This is a genomic window from Amycolatopsis tucumanensis (assembly GCF_021654135.1).
Classification (GTDB): domain Bacteria; phylum Actinomycetota; class Actinomycetes; order Mycobacteriales; family Pseudonocardiaceae; genus Amycolatopsis_E; species Amycolatopsis_E tucumanensis.
On the sequence record NZ_JAKGSD010000011.1, the window covers coordinates 164,500 to 172,649 of the forward strand.

Consider the following 8,150-nt stretch of genomic DNA (forward strand, 5'->3'; position numbering starts at 1 on the left):
CAATCTAGCCGTCGGCACGGGCGGCGCCGGAGGGCAGCGACCGGGGGCGGATCACCACGCGGGCCGGGACGATCCCGGCGATCGCGCCGAGCAGGCCGACCCCGCCGAGCAGCGCCAGGTACCGCAGCGGCTCGGCGAACAGCCGCCACTGGCCGTCCTGCGCGACGCTGAACGTGCCGACCACCGCGCCGCTGAGCACACCACCCAGCACCAGCGCGACCACCACGGTGATGAGCGTTTCGCGGTCGAGCATGCGGTGCAGTTGCCTCGGGGTGGCACCGGCCAGGCGCAGGTCGGCGAACTCCCGGCGGCGTGCCCCGGTCGCGATGGCGAAGGTGTTGACGACGGCGATCGCGGTGAAACCGAGCGAGATGGCCACCATCAGCTCCCACGCCGCCTGCTGGTTCTGGACGTCCGCCGCGCCCGCCCGCGGATCCGTGACGGGCGCCGCCGGCCACCGGTGTTCGACCGCGGTGACGAGGCCGGGGGTGCCGCGCAGGTACAAGGAGGTGACGAGACCGCGTGGATCGTGCGCGGCGACGAGGTCGGCGGGCAGCACCAGGTCACCGAAGCCGCGCCAGTTCGCGTAGACGGCGACGACGGTCAGCTCGGTCCGCGTGCCGTCGGCGAGCCAGAACACCGGCCGGTCGCCGACGTGCCAGCCGCGCGCCTCCGCGAGCGGTTCGCTCACGGCGACCGTCCCGTCCCGCAGTGCCAGTTCCCCTTGCCGCACACCGAGATCGACGGCAGGCTCACCCGTCGTCCGCAAGCCCTGCGCGGCGTAGTCCTCGGGCTTGCCCTCCTGGTCGACGACGACCCGCGTGGCCAGCGTCGCGGCGGAGCCGGTCACCTCGGGCAGAGCCGTGACCTCGTTGGCGGTCCCGAGCGGCATGGCCGCGGCGACCCGGACCGTCGCCGGCGCCGTGCGCGCGGCCTGCTGGTCGCCGGTCACTTCGGTGAGGATGTCGCCGTTGAGCAGCATCGTGCCGTTGATCGCGAACATCAGCGTCAGCGGGATCGCGACGCCGACGACGCGCCTGCTGTCGGCGCGGGTCATCGCGCTCGCCAGCCTGCCGGTGGCGCCGGCGACCCCAGCGACCCTGGCCACCACCGCGGTGAGGGGACCGACGACGAGCGGCCCGAGCGCGGCGGCCGCGCACAGCAGCAGCGAGCAGGAGATGAACCCCATCCCCATGCCGAACGGGCCGCCGAGCGGCACCAGGCTCAGCACGGCCACGGCACCGGCGGTCAGGACGGTCGCGAGGACGATCCGTGGCGCCTTGCCGACGCGGCCTGCCGTCACGGTTTCCCGCAGCGCCTGCGTCGGAGCGATTCGCACCGCCCGACGGGCCGCGATCGCCGTGGCCAGCACCGTCACCGCGAGGCCCAGCACGACCGCGGCGATCAGCACGACCGCGTTGAGCGACACGGTGAACTGCGGTGGCACCGCGCCGAGGTCGCGGAACCGGGCGGCGACCAGCTCGGCCACCACGATCCCGCACGGCAGGCCGGGCACGGCCGCGGCCACCGTCACCAGCGTGATCTCCAGCCTCAGCATCCGGCGCAGCTGCCGGGGCGTGGCGCCCGCGGCTCGCAGCAAGGCGAGTTCCCGCAACCGCTGCTGGACGGCCAGCGACACCGTGCCGGTCAGCACGAACACCGCCGCGAAGCCGGTGATGCCGAGGACGAACCCGAAGATGGAGATCGCGCCGATGTAGTCGGGGACCGCGCCGGGGAGATCGGCGGTGACCCGGTCCGCTCCCGTGTGGACGGTGGCGGTGCCGCGGACCCGCTCGCCCAGCGCCGCCAGCGCGGTCCCGGTGTCCACGCCCGGCTCCAGGCGCACCGCGACCGCGGTCGGGCCGGGCAGCCCGGACAGCTCGGCGACCTGCTCGTCGGCGATGAACACCGCCGCCTGTCCCGGCACGTCCCCGTCGACCACGCCGGCCACCAGCAGGTCGTGCACGCCGGTGCGGGTGGTCAGCCGCACGGACTGACCGACGGGCACCCCGAACGCGGCCTGCAGCACCACTTCGCCCGGACGCGGCGCGGCGCCTTCCCGCAAAGGGTAGGGCGTCAGCGCGGCCGAGGACCAGCCGTGCGCGACGCTCGCCGCGTCCGGCGCCCGCACCGGCTCGCCGCCGAGGTCGAGCGCCACCGGGAACGCGTAGTCCGCGACGGCGGCGGCCACCCCGGGCACCGCCGCCAGCTCCCCGGTCAGCCCGGCCGGCAGCGGTTCGGCACCGGTGAGCCGTTCCTCCTTCGTCTTGGTCTTGACCTTGTCGCCCTTGTCGGTGGCGGTGGTCAGCACGACCGACCGGTCACCCGCGACCACCGCGTCCGTGGCGGCGAACCGGTTCCCGCCGGGTCCCTGGGTCAGTACCGACCACAGCAGCAGCCCGCTGCCGGCGATCAGCGCGATCGCCAGGAACGCGGTGAGGAACGTGCCCACGAACGACCCGAGCCGGTGCCGCACGCCGGCCGCGGCGAGTTTGCGCATCATCGGGTCAGCTCCATCATCCGCGCCGACACCTGCTCGGCGGACGGCGCGGCCAGCTCGCCGGCGACCCGGCCGTCGGCGAGGAACACCGCGCGGTCGGCCCACGCGGCCGCGGCCGGGTCGTGCGTCACCATCACGATCGTCGCGCCCAGCTCGTCGACGAACCGGCGCAGCAGGCCCAGCACCTCGCGCCCGGTGGACAGGTCCAGCGCACCCGTCGGCTCGTCCCCGAAGATCACCTCCGGCCTGCCGGCCAGCGCGCGGGCGAGCGCGACCCGCTGCTGCTGCCCGCCCGACAGCTGACCCGGCCGCGCCTTCTCCCGCCCGGCCAGGCCCACCCGGGTCAGCAGTTCCCGTGCCCACTCGCGGTCCGGCCGGACGCCGGCGAGCCGCTGCGGCAGCAACACGTTGTCCCACACCGAAAGCGAGTCGACGAGGTTGAACGACTGGAACACGAACCCGACGTGGGCGCGCCGGACCGCGGTCAGCTTCGGCTCACGCAGGGTCGCGACGTCACGTCCGGCCAGCACGACCCGGCCCGACGTCGGCCGGTCCAGGCCCGCCGCGCAGTGCAGCAGCGTCGACTTGCCCGACCCGGAGGGCCCCATCACCGCCGTGAACGTCCCGCGGGTGAATCCCGCGGTGACGCCGTCGAGCGCCCGCACCCCACCGGGATGCACCTTCGTCACCTCGAGCAGCTCGACCACTTCCCGCGGCGGAGCGTCCATCGAATTCCGTACCAGCACCATGGGAAAGATCCTGGTCGCGGGCGGGTCCGGGCCCCACCGGGCGGGCAATGATCTACGGGGTAGGGCTGGCCCTACCCCACGGCCGCGATCAGGGGCGGTGGTTCGCGTCGGTGCCGCGGTCGACCGGCATGTCACTGGTCGAGTCGCGGCGCAGCATCGCCAGCGCGATGCCCAGACCCGCCAGCGTGACGGCGGCCGCGGCCGGGTAGAGCGCTTCCGCGCCGGCGCCGGTCAGCAGCTGTCCGCCCAGCCATCCGCCGAAGGCGGCGGCGAGCTGGAAACCGGAGGCGTTGACCGCGATGGCCAGGGTGGGCGCGGCTCCCGCGGCGGTGAGCACGCGCGTCTGCATGCCGGGGATGATCGCGAACGCCAGCGCGCCGAGCACGAACGTCAGGATCGCTGCTGCCACGCGGTTGTCGCCGGCGATCCAGAACAGCAGCAACGTGACGGCGAGCGCGGCGAGCATCCAGGCGAGCGACGGCATCAGCGCGCGGTCGGCGAGCCGTCCGCCGAGCAGGTTCCCGAGCACCGCCCCGGCTCCATACACGAGCAGCAGCACCGGCACGGCGTCCGCGCCGAAGCCGCTCACGTCGGTCAGCAGTGTCGCGATGTAGGTGAAAACCGTGACGGCGCCGAGGTTTCCCACCGCGGTCAGCACGATGCCGAGCTGCACCTCGCGGTCGGCGAGGACCCGCAGTTCCCCCGCGGCCGACGCACCGGCCGCCGGGAACGCCGGGACGGAACGCAGCACCAGCAGCAGCGCGAGGAGCGTGATCGCCGCGACCGCGACGAAGGTGGACCGCCAGCCGAAGTGGTGCCCCACGAACGTGCCCAGTGGTGTGCCCAGGACGATCCCGAGGTTCATCCCCAGCGCGACCTTCGCGATCATGCTCGGCTGCCGGCCCGGAGCGGCCATCGCCGCCGTGGTGGCGATCGCGACCGCGAAGAACGTGGCGACGACCAGGCCCGCGACGAACCTCGCCAGCAGCAGGACGGCGTACCCCGGCGCGAGGGCCGATCCCAGGTTCCCCAGCACGGACACCACGACGAGACCGGTGATCAGCGGTTTCCGGCCGACGCGCGCGGTGAGCGTGGTGAGGACCGGGCCGCCCACGATCATCCCTGCGGCGTAGGCGCTGACCAGCAGACCGGCCGACGGGACGGACACGGACAGGCCGGCCGCGACGTCCGGCACGAGACCGGCGATCACGAACTCGCCGGTGGTGAGCCCGAAGACGACGAGCATCAGCGAGAAGACGGGCAACGGCACCACGACCCCCAAGTGATTCGAACTGTAATAATGCTAGTCAGAACTATCACAGTTCGGAACACCGTCGCTAGACTCGGGATCATGGTGGACGCCGGAATCGACCGCGACGTGTGCAAACTCGTGCACGAGTTCGCGCGACGGCTGGACGTGCACGTGCGGCGGGTCGGCGAGGAGGTCGGCCTGACCCCGACGCAGGTCGTCGCCCTGCGCGAGTTGTCGGAGCCGATCACGGCGCGGGAGCTGGCGAGCCGGATGTCGTGCGAGGCCTCGAACGCGACGTTCGTCGTCGACCGGCTCGAGGAGCAGGGCCTGGTTCAGCGCAGGCCGCACCCGACCGACCGGCGGGCCAAGGAGATCGTGCTGACGGCCGCCGGGCGTGACGCGCGGGCCGGCGTGCTCGACCGCCTCGACCGCGCTTCGCCGCTGGTCTCACTCGGCCGGGAGCAGCAGGAGCAGCTGGTCGAGTTGCTGCGCGAGCTCGTCGGGCCTCAGGGGCGGTAGTACGCCTCGGTGCCGCGGTCGACCGGCACGATCGCCTTGCCAAGGGGCATCAGCGAAACCGGGATCAGTTTGAAGTTCGCCAGCCCGAGCGGGATCCCGATGATCGTCACGCACAGGGCGATCCCGGTGAGGACGTGGCCGATCGCGAGCCAGATGCCGGCGAAGATGATCCAGATGACGTTGCCGATCAGCGACCCGACACCGGCGCCGCGGCGGTCGACGATCGTGCGGCCGAACGGCCACAGCGCGTAGTTCGCGATGCGGAACGACGCGATGCCGAACGGGATCGTGATGATCAGGATGCAGCAGACGATCCCCGCCACCACGTACGCGAGAGCCATCCAGAAGCCGGCGAAGACCAGCCAGATCAGGTTCAGGATGATGCGCATCAGGCGTGCAGCTCCCCACTGACTACGGTGACGGCCTGTCCGGACAGCGTCACCCGATCCCCGTTCACCAGGACCCGGACGATCCCGCCGCGTTCCGACGCCTGCTCGCCGACGAGCTTGACCCGCCCCAGTTTCTCCGCCCAGAACGGCGCCAGCAGGCAGTGCGCCGATCCGGTCACCGGGTCCTCCGGCACGCCGACGGCGGGCCCGAAGACGCGGCTGACGAAGTCCACGTCGTCCCGGTCGCCGGGCGCGGTGACGATCACGCAGCGCGCGTCCCACCCCGCGATGACGTCGAGGTCCGGCTTCAGCTCGCGGACCTGGGCGGCGTCGGTGGCCTCGACCAGGACGTCCCACTTGCCGCGGGCGACGCCCGCGATCGTCACGCCCGGCAGCGCGTCCAGGACGTCGTCGTCGGCGGCGCGTGGCGGGTCGTTCGGGAAGTCCATGCTGACCCACCCGTCGGCGGCGCGGGTGCGCAGCTCGCCGCTGCGGGTGGTGAACACCTGCTCGCCGCCGAGGACGTGCCCGGCGGCGAGGGTGGCGTGCCCGCACAGGTCGACCTCGACCGTCGGCGTGAACCAGCGCAGCGGCTTCGGCCCGTCGCCGGTGACCTCGACGAACGCCGTCTCCGAGTGCCGCAGCTCGGCCGCTACCGACTGCATCCACGCCGGGTCGGCAGGCTCGTCGAGCAGCACCACTCCGGCGGGGTTGCCCGCGAACGGGGTGCCGGTGAACGAGTCGACGATCGAGAGCCGCATGCCACCCACTCTAGGGGGTGTCCGGGATGAGCCGGGATTTCTAAACTCGGTCACAGTCAGTGTCGACAGCGTCCGAGGAGGCGTCATGCCAGCCGTGCCGAGTTATGCGTCGGGTATCTCCGAGGTGCCCTTGCTGGGTGACACGATCGGTGACAACTTCGACCGGACCGTGGCCGCGTTCGGCGACCGGGACGCGCTGGTGGAGTACGCGTCGGGCCGCCGGTGGACCTACCGTGAGCTGGCCGCCGAGGTCGACGCGCTGGCCGCCGGGCTGGCCGGGCGCGGCATCGGCAAGGGCGACCGGGTGGGGATCTGGTCGCCGAACTGTGCCGAGTGGACGTTCCTGCAGTACGCGACGGCGAAGATCGGCGTGGTGCTGGTCAACATCAACCCCGCCTACCGGTCGCACGAGCTGGAGTTCGTGCTGAACCAGGCCGGGGTGAAGATGCTGGTCGCGGCCCGCACGTTCAAGACGTCCGACTACGCGGCGATGATCGAGGAGGTCCGGCCGCGGTGCGCCGCGCTGGAGCAGGTGGTGCTGCTGGGCTCGGACGAGTGGTCGGAGTTGATGGAGTCCGGGCGGGGCAAGGCGTTGCCCGAGGTCGGCCTGTCCGCCGACGACCCGATCAACATCCAGTACACCTCGGGCACGACGGGCTTCCCGAAGGGCGCGACCCTGTCGCACCACAACATCCTCAACAACGGCTTCTTCGTCGGCGAGCTGTGCCACTACACCGAGGCGGACCGGGTGTGCATCCCGGTGCCGTTCTACCACTGCTTCGGGATGGTGATGGGCAACCTCGCGGCCACCACCCACGGGGCGTGCATGGTGATCCCGGCGCCGTCGTTCGAGCCGAAGGCCACGCTGCAGGCGGTGGAGGCGGAGCGGTGCACGTCCTTGTACGGGGTGCCCACGATGTTCATCGCCGAGCTGGCCGAGCCCGGCTTCGAGGACTACGACCTGAGCAGCCTGCGAACCGGCATCATGGCCGGCTCGCCCTGCCCGGTCGAGGTGATGAAGCAGGTCATCGAGCGGATGGGCATGGCCGAGGTGTCCATTTGCTATGGCATGACGGAAACCTCTCCGGTGTCCACGCAGACCCGGTCGGACGACTCGATCGAGCGGCGGGTGTCGACCGTCGGACGGGTCGGGCCGCACCTGGAGGTCAAGATCGTCGACCCGGAGACCGGGCTGACGGTGCCGCGCGGCGAGCCGGGCGAGCTGTGCACCCGGGGCTACTCGGTGATGCTCGGGTACTGGGACCAGCCGGACAAGACGGCCGAGGTGATCGACAAGGCGAGGTGGATGCACACCGGCGACCTCGGCGTGATGGACGACGAGGGCTACATTCAGATCACCGGGCGCATCAAGGACATGGTCATCCGCGGTGGCGAGAACATCTACCCCCGGGAGATCGAGGAATTCCTCTACACGCACCCGGATGTGCTGGACGCCCAGGTGATCGGCGTGCCGGACCAGCGCTACGGCGAAGAGCTGATGGCGTGGATCCGGATGCGCGAAGGAGCCCAGCCACTGACGGCGGAGTCGCTGCGGGAGTTCTGCACGGGGAAGCTGGCGCATTACAAGATCCCGAAGTACGTGCACATCGTGGACGAGTTCCCGATGACCGTGACCGGCAAGGTCAGGAAGGTCGAAATGCGAGAGAAAGCACTGAAGATCCTCGACCTGAAATAAAAAAACCGCCACCCGGCAACGAAAAGCAGCCGACTACCCCAACCAGACCTCCCCCGCCCCCGATCCACAGCCGATCTTTAGTCGCCGATCAGGCGTGTCAAGGCACGCTTTCCCGCCTTGACACGGCTGCTCGGCGACTGAAACACAATCGGGGAGAGGGGGCGGGGGTGGTCGGAAGGTGACCTTTCGAGCGCCGTGAGGCGCTTTTTCCGCCCCCAGGGCGGACTCCCCGCCGGGCAAAGGCGCGGCTTTAAAGATCAAAAGAGTCCTCGCCGGACGGGCAG

7 protein-coding genes are annotated in these 8,150 nt (G+C 71.4%); 2 read left to right on the plus strand and 5 right to left on the minus strand.

All coding sequences use genetic code 11. From position 1 onward, the window contains the following. Positions 1 to 4: 4 nt before the first annotated feature. The 3 genes from L2C96_RS14570 to L2C96_RS14580 all read right to left on the minus strand — a co-directional run bounded on the left by L2C96_RS14570 (position 5) and on the right by L2C96_RS14580 (position 4,522). Entirely contained in the window at positions 5 to 2,503 is a 2,499-nt protein-coding gene (locus tag L2C96_RS14570) for an ABC transporter permease (protein ID WP_202961400.1), read from the minus strand. Beyond that, entirely contained in the window at positions 2,500 to 3,249 is a 750-nt protein-coding gene (locus L2C96_RS14575) for an ABC transporter ATP-binding protein (RefSeq protein ID WP_237336498.1), read from the minus strand. The genes L2C96_RS14570 and L2C96_RS14575 overlap by 4 nt, the downstream gene beginning before the upstream one ends. An 88-nt stretch (positions 3,250 to 3,337) precedes the next feature. Continuing rightward, the gene (locus tag L2C96_RS14580; RefSeq protein WP_237336504.1) at positions 3,338 to 4,522 is read right to left on the minus strand and encodes an MFS transporter; all 1,185 of its coding nucleotides are present in this window, start codon (positions 4,520 to 4,522) and stop codon (positions 3,338 to 3,340) included. 78 nt (positions 4,523 to 4,600) lie between these two features. Between L2C96_RS14580 and L2C96_RS14585 the strand changes: the two genes are divergently transcribed. Then, positions 4,601 to 5,020 carry a MarR family winged helix-turn-helix transcriptional regulator gene (locus tag L2C96_RS14585; RefSeq protein WP_020416914.1) on the plus strand — a complete coding sequence of 140 codons (420 nt, stop codon included), beginning with the start codon at positions 4,601 to 4,603 and terminating at the stop codon, positions 5,018 to 5,020. On the opposite strand, the gene L2C96_RS14590 is transcribed toward L2C96_RS14585, so the two are convergent. Together L2C96_RS14590 and L2C96_RS14595 are read right to left on the minus strand one after the other, a co-directional pair. Continuing rightward, entirely contained in the window at positions 5,008 to 5,409 is a 402-nt protein-coding gene (locus L2C96_RS14590) for a YccF domain-containing protein (protein WP_020416913.1), read from the minus strand. The two genes, L2C96_RS14585 and L2C96_RS14590, sit on opposite strands and share 13 nt — an antisense overlap. Beyond that, a complete protein-coding gene (locus tag L2C96_RS14595) occupies positions 5,409 to 6,170 on the minus strand; it encodes a PhzF family phenazine biosynthesis protein (protein WP_237336499.1) in 762 nt (253 codons plus the stop codon). Before L2C96_RS14595 ends, L2C96_RS14590 begins: the two co-directional genes overlap by 1 nt. Before the next feature lie 85 nt (positions 6,171 to 6,255). On the opposite strand from L2C96_RS14595, the gene L2C96_RS14600 reads away from it, so the two are divergent. Then, entirely contained in the window at positions 6,256 to 7,866 is a 1,611-nt protein-coding gene (locus L2C96_RS14600; protein ID WP_027935697.1) for an AMP-binding protein, read from the plus strand. The last annotated feature ends 284 nt before the right edge of the window (positions 7,867 to 8,150 follow it).

What these genes read in the sequence shown, in the direction of transcription:
- L2C96_RS14570 (WP_202961400.1), bottom strand. Translation starts at nt 2,503, where the DNA reads ATGATGCGCAAACTCGCCGCGGCCGGCGTGCGGCACCGGCTCGGGTCG.
- L2C96_RS14575 (WP_237336498.1), bottom strand. Translation starts at nt 3,249, where the DNA reads ATGGTGCTGGTACGGAATTCGATGGACGCTCCGCCGCGGGAAGTGGTC.
- L2C96_RS14585 (WP_020416914.1), top strand. Translation starts at nt 4,601, where the DNA reads ATGGTGGACGCCGGAATCGACCGCGACGTGTGCAAACTCGTGCACGAG.
- L2C96_RS14590 (WP_020416913.1), bottom strand. Translation starts at nt 5,409, where the DNA reads ATGCGCATCATCCTGAACCTGATCTGGCTGGTCTTCGCCGGCTTCTGG.
- L2C96_RS14595 (WP_237336499.1), bottom strand. Translation starts at nt 6,170, where the DNA reads ATGCGGCTCTCGATCGTCGACTCGTTCACCGGCACCCCGTTCGCGGGC.
- L2C96_RS14600 (WP_027935697.1), top strand. Translation starts at nt 6,256, where the DNA reads ATGCCAGCCGTGCCGAGTTATGCGTCGGGTATCTCCGAGGTGCCCTTG.